This is a genomic window from Ruegeria sp. CDSA021 (genome assembly GCF_059612325.1).
Map to the genome: position 1 here is coordinate 310,506 of NZ_JBXWQJ010000002.1, position 16,211 is coordinate 326,716.

A 16,211-nucleotide genomic window follows, 5' to 3' on the forward strand; every position below is an offset into this window, starting at 1 on the left:
CGCATGGACGCCCGTTCAATCATTGCAAAACTGCGCAGGCATAAGGTGCCGGGACGCGATGAACTGATCTGGTTCGCGCAGGGGCTGGCCGACGGCAGCGTCAGCGATGCGCAGGCCGGTGCTTTTGCCATGGCTGTCTGTATGGGTGGTTTGGGCGCGCAAGGGCGCGCAGATTTGACGGTGGCGATGCGAGACAGCGGCGATGTTCTTTCGTGGGATGTCGACGGACCGGTTATCGACAAACACTCGACCGGCGGAGTCGGGGACAGTGTAAGCTTAATTCTTGCCCCGGCGCTGGCGGAATGCGGGGCATATGTTCCAATGATTTCGGGCCGAGGCCTGGGACATACTGGTGGGACACTGGACAAACTTGAGGCGATACCGGGTGTCAGCACGCAGATCGGGCAAGATCGCCTTGCGCAGATCTTGCGTGAAACGGGCGCGGCCATCGTAGGTGCGACGGGTCAGATTGCACCGGCGGACAAGCGGCTTTATGCGGTGCGTGACGTAACCGCGACGGTCGAAAGCCTGGACCTTATCACGGCATCGATCCTGTCTAAAAAGCTGGCGGCCAGCCCGGATGCGCTGGTTCTTGACGTCAAGGTCGGCAGCGGTGCCTTCATGAAAACGCTGGAGGACGCCCAAAAGCTGGCCACAGCTTTGACCGAGACTGCAAACGCGGCTGGGTGCCGAACGTCTGCGGTGATCACGGATATGAACCAGCCGCTTGCCCCTGCGTTGGGCAATGCCTTGGAAATCGCTGAGGTGATGAAGGCCCTGACTGGGTCGCAGGCTTCACCATTGGCGGTCATCTCTGCCGAGTTAGGGGGTGTTTTGCTGACGGATGCCGGAATGTGCGGGTCGGTTGAGGAAGGGCGCGAACAGATCGCGGAAATCATCCGCGACGGGCGTGCCGCCGAACGATTTGGCCGCATGATGGCTGCGGTCGGTGGACCCGTTCAGCTCGTCGAGAACTGGGCTCGGTTCCTGCCTGAGGCAAATGTCATTCAGGAAGTCAGAGCCCCTGAAGATGGCTATATCTCTGCCATCAACGGAGAAGCGTTGGGCCTTGCCGTTGTGGCGCTGGGCGGTGGCCGACAGATCGAAAATGACGAGATAGACCCCGCTGTTGGGATCTCGGATATTCTCCGACTGGGGGATCGTGTGACCAAAGGTTCACCAATCGCCGTGATCCATGCTGCTCGGGAAGATGCGGCGCGGCGGGCTGCAGAAAGCGTGCTCAGCACGATCACGATCAGCGATACCGCTCCGACGCTGCCCGATCTGATCCACGAAAGGATCAGCCTATGAGCCGTGCTTTCCTTGTTGTCATGGATTCCGTTGGTATAGGCGGAGCACCTGATGCCAGTCAGTTTTTCAACGGCGACGTTCCGGATGCCGGGGCGAATACGCTGGCTCACATCGTGCTGGCTTGTGCGGAAGGGCGTGCAGAAGACGGGCGCTCTGGCCCTTTGGATCTGCCGAACCTGGATGCATTGGGGCTGGGCGCGGCAACACGCTTGGCATCCGGGGACGCGACTCCGGGATTGGATGCCGAACCCACTGGCCTGTGGGGCTGCGCGCGCGAGCATTCGCCCGGTAAGGACACGCCCTCTGGCCACTGGGAACTGGCTGGCCTACCAGTGCCATGGGACTGGCACTATTTCCCAGACACGGTTCCAGCTTTTCCCGAGGACCTGAGTCGTGCAGCGGCTGAGGTCGCCGGGACCGAAGGGATCCTTGGGGATTGTCATGCTTCGGGCACAGCGATCATTGCCGATTTGGGCGCCGAGCACATGCGCACCGGCTGGCCGATCTGTTACACCTCTGCTGACAGCGTGTTTCAGATCGCCGCGCATGAAGAAAGCTTTGGGCTGCAACGGTTATTGAACTTGTGCCGCAGGCTTGCCCCGCGATTGCATGAAGTGAAAGTGGGACGTGTCATTGCACGCCCCTTTGTTGGAACGCCTGAGGCGGGGTTCGAACGGACAACCAATCGCAAGGATTTCGCCATTGTACCGCCTGCACCGGTCCTGACCAACTGGGTGCAGGATGCGGGGCGCACGGTTCACGCCGTGGGCAAGATCGGCGACATCTTCTCGATGCAGGGCATCGACACGCTGCGCAAAGGGTCGGATGCCGAATTGATGCAGCACCTGTCTGATCTCGTGGACGAGGCGGAAGAGGGCAGTTTGACTTTCGCCAATTTCGTCGAATTCGACAGCTTGTATGGCCATCGCCGCGACATCAGCGGATATGCCCGCGCGCTTGAATGGTTCGACCGGGAGATCGGGAAAATTCTAACCAAACTCCGCCAAGGCGACGTGTTGCTGCTGACTGCGGATCATGGCAATGACCCCAGCTGGACCGGAACGGATCACACGCGTGAACAGGTGCCGGTTCTGATTGCAGGGCAGGGTGCGGGACAGATCGGGCAAGTGGATTTTGCCGACGTCGCCGCCAGTATCGCCCACCACCTGAATGTTCCGGTACAAGGACCGGGAAGGAACTTTCTATGAGTGTCGCTGACCTACCCAAAATAGAACTGCACCTGCATCACGAAGGCGCAGCCCCGCCGACCTTCATCCGTCAGCTTGCGCACGAAAAGCGCGTGGACCTTAGCGGTATCTTCAAGCCCGGCGGATCGTATGACTTCCGCGACTTCGCGCATTTCCTGAGCGTGTATGAAGCCGCTTGTGAGGTGCTGAAAACGCCCGAGGACTTCCGCAGGCTTACCTTGGCAATTCTGGAAGAAAGCGCCGAGAATGGAGTAGTTTATTCCGAAACCTTTCTCAGCCCGGATTTCTGCGGTGGCGGCGATCTGCACGCATGGCGGGATTATCTTAACGCCATTCAGGACGCCGCAGACGAGGCCGAGCGCAAGTTCGACATCACTCTGCGGGGTGTCATCACATGTGTCCGTCATTTTGGCCCTGAACAGGCCAAGCGCAGCGCCCATTGTGCAGCGGAGACTGCCGGTGACTGGATCACCGGTTTTGGCATGGGCGGAAATGAATCCATTGGAACACAGGGTGATTTCAAATGGGCCTTCGACTGCGCACGTGAAGCCGGGCTGCGGCTGACAACACATGCGGGTGAGTTCGGTGGTCCTGAAAGTGTGCGCGATGCCGTCCGCGATCTGGGAGTCGAGCGCATCGGTCACGGCGTTCGCGCCATCGAAGACCCCGACCTTGTTCGCGAGTTGGTGGATCGAGACATCATTCTTGAAGTCTGCCCAGGTTCGAACGTGGTTCTGGGCCTTTTCCCTGATTTCGCGGCCCACCCGATTGCGCGCTTGCGCGAAGCGGGCGTGAAGGTCACGGTATCCACGGACGACCCGCCGTTTTTTCACACAACCATGCGGCGGGAATATGAAATGTTGAACGCAGCATTTGGCTGGGAGGCCGAAGATTTTGCGGCACTGAATGAGACGGCCCTTGCAGCGGCCTTTTGCGATGAAGACACCCGCGCGCGGGTCAAGAAAAGACTGGAGACAACATGAGCGAACATCTGACCGTCGTCGATCACCCGCTGGTGCAACACAAATTGACGCTCATGCGGGACAAGGGGCGCTCGACCGCCGAGTTCCGGCAATTGCTACGCGAAATCACCCTGCTTCTGGCCTATGAGGTAACACGGGAAATCCCGTTGACCACACGTCACATCGAAACGCCGATGGAAGAGATGGACGCCCCTATTCTGGCAGGTAAGAAAATGGCGTTGGTGTCGATTTTGCGCGCCGGAAACGGGATGCTGGATGGGGTGCTGGAGCTGGTGCCTTCGGCGCGCGTGGGTTTTGTGGGTCTGTATCGCGACGAAGAAACACTGAAACCCGTGCAGTATTACTTCAAGGCACCCGAGGGCCTGAAAGACCGTTTGGTTATCGCGGTGGATCCGATGCTGGCCACCGGCAACAGCTCGGCCGCAGCCATTGATCTGCTGAAAGAGGCGGGCGCAACGGATATCCGGTTCCTCTGCCTGTTGGCCGCGCCCGAGGGCGTTGCGCGCATGAAAGAGGCGCACCCCGATGTGCACATCGTGACCGCTGCATTGGACCGCGAGTTGAACTCGAAAGGTTATATTATGCCAGGTCTGGGCGACGCAGGCGACCGGATGTTCGGAACCAAGTAGCCCGGTTTATTCGCCGCAGATATTCTGAAGCTGGACCCAATCGCGGTCCGGCAACACCTGTTCCAGGGGCCGGCCCGCCATGGGATCGGCCTCGATCAGACCCAATACAGTCTCTCCGGTAATGTCGCGAGCGTAGGCGTATGGGGTTGAGGGCAGGGCGCTTTGCGAGAACATCGCCAGCAAGTCTCCGTCTGGAATGGAGGGGCGGGGTTGCGAGAGCACCTGTTCGGTATAGGCGTCGATAATCTCGGGTGTCAGCCCCCCGGTGGTCAACAACCGAAAGGCCGAGGATGCACCGGTTTTGTCCAGCAAGTCATCCAGCGGGTCTTTGAGAGCCGCCCGCGCCCGTTCCGCAACAACGTATCCTGCAGCGACCGCAGGGTCTTCGTGATCTTCAACCAGCGTGCGGCTAAGCAGAACGGTGCCGCCAGGCAGGCTAAGGCTGTCTTGAACACCTGCGGGCAAAATGATGATCTGCCGCACGCCCGTGCGCCGGGCCAGCCGTTCCAGCGAAGCCTGCGCATCCCGAGAGGTGCAAGCCTGCCCCGAGACGCGCTCGATCCGGCGCAGGATTGTGTCGCCGATCTCCTGCCGTTTGACCTCGGGCACGACCGAGACGACGTGGTTCTGCAGCGCGCTGGGCAGCCAGAACAGCAGCACAGCCAGAACCGCGGCAACGACGCCTCCAACACTGAGCCAGCGCAAGCGCCCGGGATGGGGGCGCGAGCGATCGATGGCGCGCTGCAACCGGTCGATTGCCTCAAGCATCGTGGTTTCGGATTCTCCCAATTCAAGCGTTTCATCCGGGTCGCCATCAGGGTTGAAGATGGCTGGAAAGGCACCGGGATTCTGCCGTTCAACCGCTGCCAGAGACCAATGGGTCAAAGCCCTGTCGTTGAAATCGGAAATGGTCAGGGTGGCTTCGCCAATCGATACCACAACCTCACGCCGCTGTTCATCGGGCGAGGGGCGCCACAGACCGGTGGCTTCGATCCGCTGATACTGTTTCAGGGCCGTCATCTGGATGAGGTCTGCTCGATATTGTTTTGACGCAGCTTAGCATGGCGCGTTCACAGGGCGCAAACCTGTTGCACGATCTTTCTGAGTTGTGGTGGACGCCCAACAGGGTTAAGCGCAATTTTAAGATCGCAATTGAGGCGCGAACATGCAGGCAACTTCAACTTCGTCCCCGGTGCTGGCCTCGGCTTTGATGGTTGGAGCAATGGCGATTATCGGCGTGATCGACAATGTTGTGATTCTGTTGGCCGAAACGGTTGGCCTGTGGCAGTTCCATCTGACCCGGGCGCTTTTGATGCTGCCGCTGATTGTCGGCTTGTCGCTTCTGGGGCTGGGCAGCCTGCGGCCGCAGCGATGGGGGGCCGTCATTCTGCGCAGCCTTTTGATGACTACAGCATTGCTGTTGTATTTTGCATCACTGGCCATGATGCCGATTGCGCAGTCATTGGCTGGTTTGTTTTCGTCACCCATTTTCGTGCTCTTGATCTCATCATTGGTGCTCAAGCAAACAATAGGACCGTGGCGTATTTGCGCAGTGTTGATCGGGTTCACAGGCATTCTTCTGGTCCTGCAGCTGAGCCCGACGGAATTTGACATGCGCACCTTGTTGCCGGTCGCCGCCGGATTTTTCTATGCCCTGAGTTCGATTATCACACGAACGCATTGTTCCCAAGAAAGCACAGTGGCCATGATAGCAGTGATGTCGATAACACTCGCATTGGCCGGTTTGGCGGGCGTTCTTCTGTTCACTCTTTTACCTGGTGCCGCGCCGGATGGGCCGGATGGTTTTGTCACGCGCGGATGGGTCTGGGATATGGCCCCAGCGATGTTGTGGATTGCCATTCAGGCCGTCGGTTCGACCGCAGCTGTTTTCATGCTGGTCAAAGCTTATCAGGTCGGCGAGCCGTCTTATGTGGCGGTGTTTGAATATTCGGTCATGATTTTCGGCCCGCTTTTTGCATTTGTGGCTTTGGGGCAGACCCTCGGCATTATGCAGATTTCGGGCATTGTTCTGATTGCAGCAGCCGGGGCGTTACTGGGATGGCGGTCCAGACAGGCATCCCAGCAGCAAGAGGTTTCCTGATGTCTTTGTACGTTTTGTTTGCCTGAAATTCAGTTTCGTATCATTTGCCAAGATCGACAGCGGCATTCCTTGGCTGTTGGCGTACGGATTCGAAAGCTTGTACAGGCTGTTCGTTTCGGAATTAGCACAAAAGCCAGAGGTTTTTTTGTGAGTGTTCACAGTTTTCCTCGGTTTTCAGGCGGTTTCGGCTCAAATTGGGCGTAAATATGTCCGAAATAAGACACTCTTCATTTTTGGTGCTAGCTCTTTGACATAACGAATTTGTGCCAAAGGGGGTTAGGCACGTGTCTGAAGTAACGAGTATTTCTGTTTATCTAAATCAAGCACCTGACGGTGATCCAACCAATCTGAACCAGGCGGTGAATGCGCGCCGTGGGGGATTTCTGCGCAGTACGAAAATTGCCACCACCAGCGGCTGGAAACCAATTGAGCGGATTGTCGTTGGCGAGCGGGTTCGAACGCTAGATCATGGGTTCAAAGAGGTGCGTCGCATCTCGACCAGTGTTGTGGTCATTCCGGCCGACGAACGCCGCACAGAATATTTGCCGGTCTTTGTACCTGCACGTGCCGCGTATAACGGGCGGCCGGTTTGGCTGATGCCCGAGCAGGGCATAGCGCTGAACCTGTCCAAGATTGACGCCGAAGCCAACGGGATTTCCGTTCTGCCTGCGCGAATGCTGAATGGTGTGGGCAGGTTGATGTCGCAGGCACCGGGTTCGTCGTTTGAGGTATGCTCTCTGTTCTTCGACGATGATCAGGTGATCTTTGTCGAAGGTGGCTTGCAGACCTACTGTCCCTCAGGTCGGTTCAATATGCGCGGAACGCCCAACGGGCAACAGTATGATGTCGCTGACGAACAGGCTGCTACTGAATTCGTCAACATAATTGCAGCCAAGGGCGACATGTCAGCCCTTGCCAACCCATTGGGTGCTTTGCCTGCACCCATTTCGCAGGACCCGATATTTCCGATCCGCCCGTCATTTGGGGTCAGGCGGCCGGGTCGACCGGGGCGTCCCAATGCGCCGGTTCTGTTCCTGCGGCCCGAATGGCAGATCTAACCAAACACTGACAAGAACGATGCAGGCGCGTGGTTTCACGCGCCTGCATCATTGCTTTAAGCGGCTTTTGCTTCGGGACTGAAACGGCCATAAAAGCTCTGACCTTTTTCAGCCATCTCACGCAACAGCGGCGGGCAGGTGAAGCGCTCGCCATAGGTCGCGGCCAGTTGATCGCACCGCTCGGCTGCATACGGCGTGCCGATGATGTCCAGCCAGCTGAGCGGACCACCCGACCAAGGCGCAAAGCCCCAACCCAGAATGGCGCCCACGTCGCCTTCACGGATGTCTTCCAGAACGCCTTCTTCCAACGCGCGCACCGCTTCCAGAACCTGTGCGAACATCAGGCGTTCCTGCACTTCGATCAGGTCAGGCTGTTCGGCCGCGTGCGGGTACTTGTCTTGCAGTCCTTTCCAATATTCGACGCGCTTGCCTTTTTCGTCATAGTCAAAGAAGCCCGCATTGGCCTTGCGGCCCAAACGGCCCAGTTCTTCCATCCAGAAGATCAAGTCGTCCGACGGGCTGTCCGGATAGGCATTGCCCATGGCGGCCTTGGTCGCGCGGGCAATCTTGGCACCCAGATCAATCGATGTTTCGTCGGTCAACTGGATCGGACCAACCGGGAAGCCCAATTGACGCGCGGCGTTGTCGATCAGAACCGGGTTCACCCCTTCGGCAATCATCCGCACACCTTCGTTGATATACGGAATGATGCACCGGTTGGCATAGAAGAAGCGCGCATCGTTGACCACGATCGGCGTTTTGCGGATCTGGCGCACATAATCCAGCGCCTTTGCCACCGCGCGGTCCCCGGTGCCCTTGCCCTTGATGATCTCAACCAGGAACATCTTCTCGACCGGCGAGAAGAAGTGGATGCCGATGAACTGATCCGGACGTATGGATGCTTTGGCCAAGTCGGTGATCGGCAGGGTCGAGGTGTTCGAGGCAAAGATGCAATCCTCGGGGATGATCGCCTCGACCTTTTTGGTCATCTCAGCTTTGACGCCGGGGTCTTCGAAGACAGCCTCGATGATCAGATCGCACCCTTTCAGGTGATCCAGATCAGGGGTGGCCGTGATGCGGGCCAGCAAGGCTTGTTTTTTTTCAGGCGTGGCTTTGCCGCGCTTGATGCCCTTGTCCATATAGCTTTCGCTATAGGCCTTACCCTTGTCGGCAGCTTCCTGATCACGGTCGATCAGAACGACTTCCATCCCGGCCTGGGCCGAGACCAATGCAATGCCGGCCCCCATCATGCCCGCGCCCAAAACGCCGACCTTTTTTACTCGCTGATCGGGAACATCTTTGGGACGCACTGCGCCTTTCTCCAGTGCTTCCTTGTTCAGGAACAGCGACCGGATCATGGCCGAAGAGGAGGGGTTCATCAGGACATTGGTGAACCAGCGTGCTTCGATTTTCAAAGCGGTGTCAAAGTCGACCAATGCGCCTTCATAGATCGAACTCAGCAGAGCTTTGGCCGCCGGGAAAGCACCTTGCGTCTTACCGTTGACCATCGCGCTTGCGCCCACAAAGGTCATGAAGCCTGCGGGGTGGTAAGGTGCGCCACCGGGCATCTTATAGCCCTTCGCGTCCCAAGGTTTGACCAGATCGGCATCCTTGGCGTTCAGAACCCATTCCTTGGCCGCTGCAACCGGATCGTCCGTCACAGCGTCGATCAGCTGCGCGCCTTTGGCTTTCTTCGGGTCCATCATCTTGCCTTCCAGCAGCACCGGAGCGGCAGCCATCGCGCCGACCATACGGCTATAGCGCATGGTGCCGCCGCCACCGGGGAAGATGCCCAGCAGAATTTCCGGCAGGCCGATCTTGGATTTCGGGTTGTCGGTCATGACACGGTGATGACAGGCCAGAGCGATTTCAGTCCCGATCCCGGCGCATGTGCCGTTGATCGCGCAGGCAATCGGCTTGCCGCCTTTCTTGGTCTTGGGGTCCATACCCGCCAGTTCCAGCTTGCGCAGGATGTGGTGGCCGCCCATGACGAAATCGAACAGAGCTTGTGCCGGTTCATCTCCCGCTTCCTGCCGTATCGTGGCCAGCGTATTCAGGTCCATGCCACCTGCAAACGAGCCTTCTTTGCCCGAGGTGATGACGATACCCTTAATGTCGTCGTCGTTCAGGGCCTGATCAATCAGTTGGCTGACCTCCTGAAAGGCCTCGCGGGTCAGCACGTTCATGGATTTTCCCTGGGCATCCCAGGTCACAAAGGCGACGCCGTCTGCGTCTTTGCTCAGAGTGAAATCAGTCATTGTCATCTCCAATCTGGTCAGCCGTCAGCGGGCTGCCATCCTTGCGGGTGAAGGAGAATCCGTTCTCATCATCCTTCACCATCATGTCTATGTCGCTGTAATAGCCGGTCTCGGTCGGGGTCCGGGTGCCCACCACCAGAAAGGTCGCGGGCGCATCGGTTTTGTTCACAAGGTGGTGGCCGTTGGCCTCACCTGCTGGCCAAGTGGCGCAATCACCGGGCTGCATCTCATGCTCGCCATCATCATCGATCAGCACGCATTTGCCGCTGAGCATGATGGCAAACTCGTCCTGCTCCATGTGGTAGTGGCGCAGCGAGGACAGGCCCTGCGGCTCAAGCCGCACGATGTTGACCCCGTATTGGGTCAGACCACCCGCATCGCCCACGCGCTGAACAAAACGACCCGCGGTCGCTTCGGCCAGCTTGCCGGGATAGGACGAGCCGCCCTTGAACGGGATCTGAGAGAGGTCCAGCTTGGGCATCAGACCCGCTCGATAATAGTTGCTGCACCCATGCCGGACGCAATGCAGAGCGTGGCCAGACCGGTTTCCTTGTCCTGACGCTCAAGCTCATCCAACAGCGTGCCGATGATCATTGCACCGGTTGCACCCAGCGGATGGCCCATCGCGATCGAGCCGCCATTGACGTTCACCAGCGCAGGATCGACGTCGAACGCCTGCTGGAACCGCAGCACGACCGAGGCAAAGGCTTCGTTCACTTCGAACAGGTCCAGATCGCTGATCTTCATGCCGTTGTCGGCCAGGATCTTCTCGGTCACAGGAACCGGACCGGTCAGCATGATGGTCGGGTCGGTACCGATCTTGGCGGTTGCCTTGATGCGCGCGCGCGGCTTCAGGCCATACTTCTCGCCAAATTCCTTGTTGCCGATCAGGACAGCAGCTGCACCGTCCACGATGCCCGAGCTGTTGCCCGCGTGGTGGATGTGGTTGATCCGTTCCAGATGTGGGTATTTGATCATCGCCACCTTGTCGAACCCGGGCATCTGCTCACCCATCATCTGGAAAGACGGGTTCAGCGCGCCGAGGCTCTGCATGTCAGTGCCGGGGCGCATGTATTCGTCGCGGTCCAGAATGGTCAGGCCGTTCTGGTCAGTCACCTTGATGACAGATTTCTCAAACCGATTGTCTTCCCAGGCCGCTGCTGCGCGTTTCTGAGATTCAACAGCCAGCGCGTCCGCGTCATCGCGGCTAAAGCCATATTCCGTCGCGATAATGTCCGCCGAGATACCCTGCGGCACGAAATATGTGTCCATCGCCAGCGAAGGGTCAACAGCGATCGCCGCGCCGTCGCTCCCCATGGCCACACGGCCCATCATCTCAACACCGCCTGCGATGTAGGCTTCGCCCGCGCCGCCTTTGACCTGGTTTGCGGCAAGGTTCACGGCTTCCATTCCGCTCGCGCAGAAACGGTTGATCGCCAGACCGGGGATCGATTGGTCCAGATCCGAGGCCAGAACGGCAGAACGAGCCAAGCAGCCGCCTTGCTCCATCACTTGCGTGACGTTGCCCCAGATCACGTCTTCGACGGCGTGGCCTTCAAGGTTGTTACGCTCTTTCATTGCGTTCAGGGTCAGGGCGGACAGGCGCACCGAGGTTACCTCGTGCAGGCTGCCATCCTTGCGGCCCTTGCCGCGCGGGGTGCGCAGGGCGTCATAGATATAAGCTTCGGTCATGGGTCTTCTCCTTAAGCTCGATCCGACGGGTTGCCGGGCATCAGGTCATAGGGGTTTTTCCAGCCGGGCTGCTCGGACAGGCGAGTCAGCCAGGCGTCGATATGGGGCCAGTCGGCGCGGTCAAAGCCGAATGGTTCGGGATAATAAAGGTAGCCACAGCAACTGAGGTCAGCATTGGTCACGCCGTCGCCAACGATCCAGTCGCGGCCATCCAAGTGAGCGTTCAGCACTTGGTAGGCTGCCTTCAGTCGCCCCTGATTGAATGCGATTACATCGGGATTACGATGTTGTTCCGGGAGGAAATTGATCAGAAAGCGGGTCAAACCGGCCATCGAGCTGAGCTTGTGATTGTCCCACAGGACCCAGCGCAGAATGTCGTAGTTCTCTTCCCGATCCTTGCCGCCGAACTTTCCTGATTTTTCAGTCACATAAGCCTGAATGGCGCCGGATTGGCTGGTACGGAAATCACCGTCGATCAGGACTGGCGCTTCGCCCATTTCATTCACTTCGGCGCGATACTCGGGCGTGCGGGTAACACCTTTGAAGAAATCGACGAAGACCGGTTCCCATTCCAAGCCGGACATTTCCAGTGCCAACGCAGCCTTGTAGCTGTTTCCGCTTTCTCCGAAGCAATGAAGTTTGATGGACATGTGATCGCCCCTCCCAAGGCATAAGCGCGAAGTCGGCATTCGCGTATTTCGAGAAAGACCAACCAAAAGGCAGAGTGCCTTCGGGGTTCATCTTTCTGAAAACACGCCCACCCGAAAACAGGTGGATGGTGTGGTTAACGTTTCCGCGCCTCAAGCTCGGAATTGAAGATGCGCAAGCGGTGGGTCAGGTTCTCCTCATCAATCACGCTGTTGAAGTTCTCGAACAAAAAAGACAGTGCTTCGCCTTCGTCCAGACCTGCTTCACGCGCGAAGGCCCTGAGTTTGCGATATCCGTCTTCGGTCATGGCGACAGGAAAGCGGCGGGTCAGGCGAAAACGCTTTGGCATGTGTGTCCTCCGGTAAGATGGGTCCGGGCAGGGGGCCCGAACCCACACTGAGATCAGAAGTTCGCTGCGTCCAGTGCCATTACCGTGTCCGCGCCAGTCTGAATGCGCGCCAAGTGCATCCCAGTCGCGGGCAGACGACGCGCCATGTAGAACCGACCGGTGTTGATCTTGGTCTCGTAGAACTCTTTATCCGATGCGCCACCGTCCAGAGCATCCTGTGCAGCATTGGCCATTTGCGCCCACATCAGTCCCAGGCAGACATGACCGAACATGTGCATGAAGTCGTAAGACCCGGACAGAGCGTTGTTCGGGTTCTTCATTCCCTCTTGCATGAAGTACATGCCAGCGGCCTGCAGATCCTTGGATGCGGCTTTCAGCGGTTCGATGAACGCCTTGTCAAACGCTTCGTCCTTGCCACCGTTTTCCTTGCAGAAGGTTTTGACCATCTCAAAGAACGCCATGACGTGCTTGCCGCCATCCTGCGCCAGTTTGCGGCCCACAAGGTCAAGCGCCTGTACGCCGTTCGCGCCCTCGTAGATCATCGCGATACGGGCGTCGCGGGTGTATTGAGACATGCCCCATTCTTCGATGTAGCCATGGCCGCCATAGACCTGTTGTGCCTGAACGGTCATGTCATAGCCCTGATCGGTCAGGAAACCTTTGATGACCGGGGTCAGCAGCGAGATCAGACCATCGGCATCTTTGTCATCGGACCGGTGCGCTTTGTCGAGCATCGTCGCACCCCACAGGATGAACGCGCGTGCGCCTTCGGTAAAGCTTTTCTGGTCCATCAGGTTGCGGCGGATGTCAGGGTGTACGATCAACGGATCGGCAGGACCGTCCGGGTTCTTTACACCCGTCACGTCGCGCCCCTGCAGGCGGTCCTTGGCATATTCCAGAGCATTCTGGAACGCGGCCTCTGCCTGTGCCAGGCCCTGCATCCCCACGCCAAGGCGCGCTTCGTTCATCATGGTGAACATGGCGCGCATGCCTTTGTGCTCTTCGCCCAGCAGCCAGCCGGTGGCCTCGTCATAGTTCATGACGCAGGTCGAGTTGCCGTGGATGCCCATTTTCTCTTCGATCTTGCCGACCGACACACCGTTGCGCTCACCCAGGGTGCCGTCTTCGTTGACGATGAACTTAGGGACGATGAACAACGACACGCCCTTGATGCCGTCAGGGCCACCGGGGATTTTGGCCAGTACCAGATGGATGATGTTGTCGGACATGTCGTGATCGCCGGACGAGATAAAGATCTTCTGGCCCGAAATCTTGTAGCTGCCGTCGCCCTGCGGTTCCGCCTTGGTGCGCATCAGGCCCAGATCGGTACCGCAATGCGGTTCGGTCAGGTTCATGGTGCCGGTCCATTCACAGCTGACCATGTTGGGCAGGTATCTGTTCTTCTGTTCGTCGGTTCCGTGCGCCAGAATGGCCGAGGCCGCGCCATGGGTCAGGCCCTGATACATGGTGAAGGCCTGGTTGGAGCCTGAGAACATCTCGCCAACGGCAGTACCAATGACATATGGCATATTCTGGCCGCCATACTCTTCCGGCATGTCGAGGCCAGTCCAGCCACCTTCTTTCATCTGCTCGAAGGCGTCTTTGAACCCGGTAGGGGTGTACACAATGCCGTTTTCCAACCGGCACCCTTCGGTGTCGCCCACAACGTTCAGCGGGTGCAGGACATTGGTTGCAACCTTGCCTGCTTCTTCCAGGATGGCACCGGTAAACTCGGCTTCCAGTTCATTATAGCCGGGAATATCCGACTGCGAGATTTTCAGAACGTCATGCAGGATGAACTGCGTGTCTTTTGTTGGCGCGTTATAAACGGGCATGTGAAGCTCCCTTAATTCATATGTCCGGATGGCGGGGCGAGGTTATTCGGCCGCCTTCTTTTCCTGTTTCATCGAGGCGATCACCTTTTCGCCCCAGCGCAACTGCTCTTTCAGGTCGTCGATGGCTTGCGTCAGTTCTTCGCGGCGCGATTCCATGTCGGCCAGACGTTCCAACGCGATTTCATAAGTGCGGGTCATCTGAGTGACCTGTTGGTCGCCCACATGATACAGATCCAGAAGCTGGCGGATTTCCTCCAAGCTGAAGCCAAAGCGTTTGCCGCGCAGGATCAGTTTCAGCCGCGCCCGGTCACGCTTGGTGAACAGACGTTTTTGGCCTTCGCGGATCGGGAACAGAAGTTCCTTGGCCTCGTAGAACCGCAATGTGCGTGGTGTGACATCATAGGTCTCGCACATCTCGCGGATTGTCATCACATCTTCGGTCATTCGTCATACTCTCGTCGCTGGCGTCATGAGACATGAGTTGCGCAGTTGCTTTGAGCTTTACAACACGTGAGTGACGTTTACGTAATTCAGACGCTGCGTCACTTTAAAGTTGACGTAACATCCAAACGCGTAAACACCGTTTGGTGAAATTTTCTTTCCCTAAGGTCAGGCAAAACCCGCGTCTTTTACGTGTGCAAAAGCTGCCCACACACGCATGTGGTGCGCCAAGCCGCGATTATTTGTCGAAGCGGATGTAAGGAAACGGCAGGCTTATTCCAGAGACTTTGCCGTCTGGTCGCGTAGGCGCTTTAGCTCGTCCATGGCTTCGTCCAGTTGCTGGCGCTGCTGTTCAAGCTCACTCATCTGGCGATCCGCCATGTCTAAAAATGTGGCCATTTGCGCCTCGTTGCCCTGATCTTCATAGATCAACAGCCATTGGCGAATCTCTTCCAGAGGGAATCCGAACTTGCGGCCACGCATGATCAGCTTCATCCGCGCGCATTCCCTTGCGCCATAAAACCGGGACCGACCTTCGCGGTCCGGTTGCAGAAGCTCGATATATTCGTAATAGCGCAGGGTGCGCGGTGTTACATCGAACTCAGTGCACATTTCTTTGAATGACAAACGGTTGTTGGACATTCCTGGTCTCCTCGCCAGCAACCTAGGCGGTCCCGATCTCAAGCGCAACAGGTGGGCTTGCCCTTTGCTGAAACAGCGGCTCATAAAGGAGGCGCAGAGAACAGGACACATACCTATGGTCGATAAGATAGTTTTAGCTCGCCAGTTTATCGAGGCGATACCTCATGCGCGGGCTCTGAACCTGACGCTGACCCATATCGGCGAGGGTGAGGCAGAGATCACGCTGCCATACAACGAGGGTTTGATCGGAGATCCGCGCACCGGTGTGATCCATGGCGGAGCAATTTCGACCATCTTGGATACGTGCTGCGGTGCTGCGGTGATGAGCCACCCCTCCGCGCCCGGAGGGACTGCAACCATCGACCTGCGGATTGATTACATGCGGGCGGCAACGCCAGGACAAACGATAACGGCGCGCGCGACCTGCTATCACATCACGCGGAACGTGGCCTTTGTGCGGGCCACTGCTGTGGATAATGACAAGGACTTGCCTGTGGCCACAGCTGCGGGATCTTTTACGGTTGAGGGGAATTAATATGGCAAGACCTCGTCCCGAACCGGTGCAGGTGGTCAAGCAAAGGCGTGATGCGGCATTGCGTGCGCTGGTTGATGGTGTCCCTTACATCCGGTTTCTCAACATTAGCTTCGACCGACGCGGGGATGAATTGACCGGTGTTCTGCACTTTGATGACAAACTGATTGGCAATCCGTTTCTGCCTGCGATTCATGGCGGCGTGACGGCTGCATTTCTCGAAGTGACAGCCGTCATCACACTAAGCTGGGAACACATGTTCGCCAGCATAGAAAGTGGAGAGATAGACGCCGAGACCATCGTGACGGACAAGAGCATTCGGTTCCCCAAGACAATTGACTTTACCGTAGATTATCTGCGTTCGGGTCTGCCGCGGGATGCTTATGCACGGGCCTTTATCAGCCGGTCCGGACGGCGCTATGCCTCGGTCCGGGTCGAAGCCTGGCAGGACAATCACGCAAAACTGTTTGCGCAGGCATCGGGGCATTTCCTGATGCCTCAACCCCCTATGGACAAGAACTGAC

General features: G+C 57.8%; 17 protein-coding genes. 8 read left to right on the plus strand and 9 right to left on the minus strand.

All coding sequences use genetic code 11. The features are described from left to right. Window positions 1-3 precede the first annotated feature (3 nt). From AC2FLD_RS03760 to upp, 4 genes are read left to right on the plus strand one after another with little or no spacing between them, the layout of a single operon-like run. Window positions 4-1,311, plus strand: a complete 1,308-nt coding sequence (locus tag AC2FLD_RS03760; protein WP_496667416.1) for a thymidine phosphorylase — start codon at window positions 4-6, stop codon at window positions 1,309-1,311. Beyond that, a complete protein-coding gene (locus AC2FLD_RS03765; RefSeq protein WP_496667415.1) occupies window positions 1,308-2,519 on the plus strand; it encodes a phosphopentomutase in 1,212 nt (403 codons plus the stop codon). The genes AC2FLD_RS03760 and AC2FLD_RS03765 overlap by 4 nt, the downstream gene beginning before the upstream one ends. Next, the gene (locus tag AC2FLD_RS03770) at window positions 2,516-3,502 is read left to right on the plus strand and encodes an adenosine deaminase (RefSeq protein ID WP_496667414.1); all 987 of its coding nucleotides are present in this window, start codon (window positions 2,516-2,518) and stop codon (window positions 3,500-3,502) included. The genes AC2FLD_RS03765 and AC2FLD_RS03770 overlap by 4 nt, the downstream gene beginning before the upstream one ends. Next, window positions 3,499-4,131 (plus strand): uracil phosphoribosyltransferase, encoded by a 633-nt coding sequence (gene upp, locus AC2FLD_RS03775; protein WP_050603293.1) that lies wholly within the window; start codon window positions 3,499-3,501, stop codon window positions 4,129-4,131. Before AC2FLD_RS03770 ends, upp begins: the two co-directional genes overlap by 4 nt. A gap of 6 nt (window positions 4,132-4,137) precedes the next feature. Here the strand turns inward: upp and AC2FLD_RS03780 are convergent, their stop codons facing one another. Further along, complete coding sequence (locus AC2FLD_RS03780) at window positions 4,138-5,151, minus strand: hypothetical protein (protein WP_496667413.1); 1,014 nt, start codon at window positions 5,149-5,151, stop codon at window positions 4,138-4,140. A 145-nt stretch (window positions 5,152-5,296) separates the two neighbouring features. On the opposite strand from AC2FLD_RS03780, the gene AC2FLD_RS03785 reads away from it, so the two are divergent. Together AC2FLD_RS03785 and AC2FLD_RS03790 are read left to right on the plus strand one after the other, a co-directional pair. Further along, the gene (locus AC2FLD_RS03785; protein WP_496667412.1) at window positions 5,297-6,232 is read left to right on the plus strand and encodes a DMT family transporter; all 936 of its coding nucleotides are present in this window, start codon (window positions 5,297-5,299) and stop codon (window positions 6,230-6,232) included. 284 nt (window positions 6,233-6,516) lie between these two features. Beyond that, entirely contained in the window at window positions 6,517-7,290 is a 774-nt protein-coding gene (locus AC2FLD_RS03790; RefSeq protein WP_496667411.1) for a Hint domain-containing protein, read from the plus strand. Between the two features lie 56 nt (window positions 7,291-7,346). Here AC2FLD_RS03790 and AC2FLD_RS03795 read toward each other — a convergent pair whose 3' ends face one another. The 8 genes from AC2FLD_RS03795 to AC2FLD_RS03830 all read right to left on the minus strand — a co-directional run bounded on the left by AC2FLD_RS03795 (window position 7,347) and on the right by AC2FLD_RS03830 (window position 15,155). Then, entirely contained in the window at window positions 7,347-9,548 is a 2,202-nt protein-coding gene (locus AC2FLD_RS03795) for a 3-hydroxyacyl-CoA dehydrogenase NAD-binding domain-containing protein (RefSeq protein WP_496667410.1), read from the minus strand. Next, window positions 9,541-10,029, minus strand: coding sequence for a cupin domain-containing protein (locus tag AC2FLD_RS03800; protein WP_496667409.1), 489 nt, complete (start codon window positions 10,027-10,029; stop codon window positions 9,541-9,543). The genes AC2FLD_RS03795 and AC2FLD_RS03800 overlap by 8 nt, the downstream gene beginning before the upstream one ends. Continuing rightward, entirely contained in the window at window positions 10,029-11,240 is a 1,212-nt protein-coding gene (locus AC2FLD_RS03805; protein ID WP_050603298.1) for an acetyl-CoA C-acetyltransferase, read from the minus strand. Before AC2FLD_RS03805 ends, AC2FLD_RS03800 begins: the two co-directional genes overlap by 1 nt. 11 nt (window positions 11,241-11,251) lie before the next feature. Continuing rightward, window positions 11,252-11,890 (minus strand): glutathione S-transferase family protein, encoded by a 639-nt coding sequence (locus AC2FLD_RS03810; RefSeq protein WP_496667408.1) that lies wholly within the window; start codon window positions 11,888-11,890, stop codon window positions 11,252-11,254. Between the two features lie 134 nt (window positions 11,891-12,024). Then, window positions 12,025-12,237, minus strand: coding sequence for a hypothetical protein (locus tag AC2FLD_RS03815; RefSeq protein ID WP_050603300.1), 213 nt, complete (start codon window positions 12,235-12,237; stop codon window positions 12,025-12,027). A 53-nt stretch (window positions 12,238-12,290) separates the two neighbouring features. Continuing rightward, complete coding sequence (locus AC2FLD_RS03820; RefSeq protein WP_496667407.1) at window positions 12,291-14,072, minus strand: acyl-CoA dehydrogenase C-terminal domain-containing protein; 1,782 nt, start codon at window positions 14,070-14,072, stop codon at window positions 12,291-12,293. A gap of 42 nt (window positions 14,073-14,114) precedes the next feature. Beyond that, window positions 14,115-14,516, minus strand: coding sequence for a MerR family transcriptional regulator (locus AC2FLD_RS03825; RefSeq protein ID WP_050603302.1), 402 nt, complete (start codon window positions 14,514-14,516; stop codon window positions 14,115-14,117). 270 nt (window positions 14,517-14,786) lie between these two features. Next, entirely contained in the window at window positions 14,787-15,155 is a 369-nt protein-coding gene (locus AC2FLD_RS03830) for a MerR family transcriptional regulator (RefSeq protein WP_496667406.1), read from the minus strand. Between the two features lie 115 nt (window positions 15,156-15,270). Here AC2FLD_RS03830 and AC2FLD_RS03835 point away from each other — a divergent pair, with 115 nt between their 5' ends. Together AC2FLD_RS03835 and AC2FLD_RS03840 are read left to right on the plus strand one after the other, a co-directional pair. Continuing rightward, window positions 15,271-15,690: a PaaI family thioesterase gene (locus AC2FLD_RS03835; protein ID WP_496667405.1), complete on the plus strand. Its 420-nt coding sequence runs from the start codon at window positions 15,271-15,273 to the stop codon at window positions 15,688-15,690. A gap of 1 nt (window position 15,691) precedes the next feature. Next, window positions 15,692-16,210, plus strand: a complete 519-nt coding sequence (locus AC2FLD_RS03840) for a PaaI family thioesterase (RefSeq protein WP_496667404.1) — start codon at window positions 15,692-15,694, stop codon at window positions 16,208-16,210. Window position 16,211 lies beyond the last annotated feature (1 nt).

What these genes read in the sequence shown, in the direction of transcription:
- AC2FLD_RS03760 (WP_496667416.1), top strand. Translation starts at nt 4, where the DNA reads ATGGACGCCCGTTCAATCATTGCAAAACTGCGCAGGCATAAGGTGCCG.
- AC2FLD_RS03765 (WP_496667415.1), top strand. Translation starts at nt 1,308, where the DNA reads ATGAGCCGTGCTTTCCTTGTTGTCATGGATTCCGTTGGTATAGGCGGA.
- AC2FLD_RS03770 (WP_496667414.1), top strand. Translation starts at nt 2,516, where the DNA reads ATGAGTGTCGCTGACCTACCCAAAATAGAACTGCACCTGCATCACGAA.
- upp (WP_050603293.1), top strand. Translation starts at nt 3,499, where the DNA reads ATGAGCGAACATCTGACCGTCGTCGATCACCCGCTGGTGCAACACAAA.
- AC2FLD_RS03780 (WP_496667413.1), bottom strand. Translation starts at nt 5,151, where the DNA reads ATGACGGCCCTGAAACAGTATCAGCGGATCGAAGCCACCGGTCTGTGG.
- AC2FLD_RS03785 (WP_496667412.1), top strand. Translation starts at nt 5,297, where the DNA reads ATGCAGGCAACTTCAACTTCGTCCCCGGTGCTGGCCTCGGCTTTGATG.
- AC2FLD_RS03795 (WP_496667410.1), bottom strand. Translation starts at nt 9,548, where the DNA reads ATGACTGATTTCACTCTGAGCAAAGACGCAGACGGCGTCGCCTTTGTG.
- AC2FLD_RS03800 (WP_496667409.1), bottom strand. Translation starts at nt 10,029, where the DNA reads ATGCCCAAGCTGGACCTCTCTCAGATCCCGTTCAAGGGCGGCTCGTCC.
- AC2FLD_RS03805 (WP_050603298.1), bottom strand. Translation starts at nt 11,240, where the DNA reads ATGACCGAAGCTTATATCTATGACGCCCTGCGCACCCCGCGCGGCAAG.
- AC2FLD_RS03810 (WP_496667408.1), bottom strand. Translation starts at nt 11,890, where the DNA reads ATGTCCATCAAACTTCATTGCTTCGGAGAAAGCGGAAACAGCTACAAG.
- AC2FLD_RS03815 (WP_050603300.1), bottom strand. Translation starts at nt 12,237, where the DNA reads ATGCCAAAGCGTTTTCGCCTGACCCGCCGCTTTCCTGTCGCCATGACC.
- AC2FLD_RS03820 (WP_496667407.1), bottom strand. Translation starts at nt 14,072, where the DNA reads ATGCCCGTTTATAACGCGCCAACAAAAGACACGCAGTTCATCCTGCAT.
- AC2FLD_RS03825 (WP_050603302.1), bottom strand. Translation starts at nt 14,516, where the DNA reads ATGACCGAAGATGTGATGACAATCCGCGAGATGTGCGAGACCTATGAT.
- AC2FLD_RS03830 (WP_496667406.1), bottom strand. Translation starts at nt 15,155, where the DNA reads ATGTCCAACAACCGTTTGTCATTCAAAGAAATGTGCACTGAGTTCGAT.
- AC2FLD_RS03835 (WP_496667405.1), top strand. Translation starts at nt 15,271, where the DNA reads ATGGTCGATAAGATAGTTTTAGCTCGCCAGTTTATCGAGGCGATACCT.
- AC2FLD_RS03840 (WP_496667404.1), top strand. Translation starts at nt 15,692, where the DNA reads ATGGCAAGACCTCGTCCCGAACCGGTGCAGGTGGTCAAGCAAAGGCGT.